Genomic DNA, 1,221 nt, shown 5'->3' on the forward strand with positions numbered 1-1,221 from the left:
CAGTGGGGTGTTTCGGTCGACAGCCGTGACGCATGATCTGGTGTAAGTGTTGGATCAGCTGCAGAGTCCAAGGGAACTGGAGGTTGAGCCCTTGGACCTTGAGGGAGCCATAGACGAGGCGGCGGGGCAGGTTGCGCTGAACACCAGCCTTGTTGAGGCCAGCTTTCAAGATAGGGACCATAATTTGGGTGGACTGTTCTTGGGTCATTGTAGTACAGGCGAGTGGGTATTGAATGGTTTTCATGATGGTGCTATTTAAAGCATACCAGGCATCCTCGCGTGAGACATGGTTTGAACGGATGGCATCATGCCATTGCTTGGCTTTTTTGATTAGGTATTGGACTTCATCATCATCATGGCCGTCATGTCGAACTTGGACCCCCAAAGCCTCACGGGCTTCATGAACCTCCAGGCGTTCGACAGTGTGGGTAATGTTGCCAGCTGAGTCCTTGAAGTGAAGGGCGCCTGGGAGGTCATCTTTGGATCGGTAAGCCCAGTGGTCCTTGGACCATTTGAAGTCAATCATGTAGCAGTAACTCTTTTCAGGGGCCAAGTCGCCACCCGAGGCTCGGATGGCTCCATGCCAGTGGGAGAGGCCTTGTTGCATAGGATGTATCAAGTCTTCACAAGGGGTGATGTTGTCAGATGCTGAGTGGACCAGGTCATTGTCATCCACAAAACCAAACAGGACAATCTTGATAGCTTCGTGGCGAATGGCTGTCCAGGATTGGTAGCCAAGGCCTAGCTCCCTCATCATTTCAATTAGAGGAGAGCAAATGGCAGTCCAGCCAGGGCCAGCTGCGCCGTTGCCTTGGAGTAATCCTTGGAGTGGGGGTCGAAAGGGGTCATTGCCATATGTAATCTCAGAATCGCCGAAGGCAGTGCGCACGTGGTGAGTCATCTCTTGGATGGCCACTAGCATGGACCGTACTGGATTGGCATGAAGGCCTAGCCTTTGGAAGCAGATGTTGGCAACTGAGTGGACAATTTGATCAAAACATCCTTTGGCGTCATTAGAACAGATGATACCAGCTTTTCGTTTCTGGCGGAAGAGGTCGCTACACAGTCGCTGGTTGAGGCTGACCTCAGCAGCTCTGTGTTTCTTTCGGCCACCATAGTTTTTGGCTGCTAGGGCACCAGCTCTTTCAGCGTTCCACATCATGGACTTGCCCATATATTTGTAATTCATGTTGGCAGCAGCTTCCAGGAGCAAGATGGTGC

At 51.8% G+C, this 1,221-nt stretch carries 1 protein-coding gene; it reads right to left on the reverse strand.

Going from position 1 to position 1,221, the window contains the following annotated elements:
* A partial coding sequence (locus V6D20_08135) for a hypothetical protein (protein ID HEY9815753.1) occupies window positions 1-1,189 on the reverse strand: 1,189 nt, incomplete at its 3' end.
* Window positions 1,190-1,221 lie beyond the last annotated feature (32 nt).

Source organism: Candidatus Obscuribacterales bacterium (genome assembly GCA_036703605.1).
Taxonomy (GTDB): Bacteria; Cyanobacteriota; Cyanobacteriia; order RECH01; family RECH01; genus RECH01.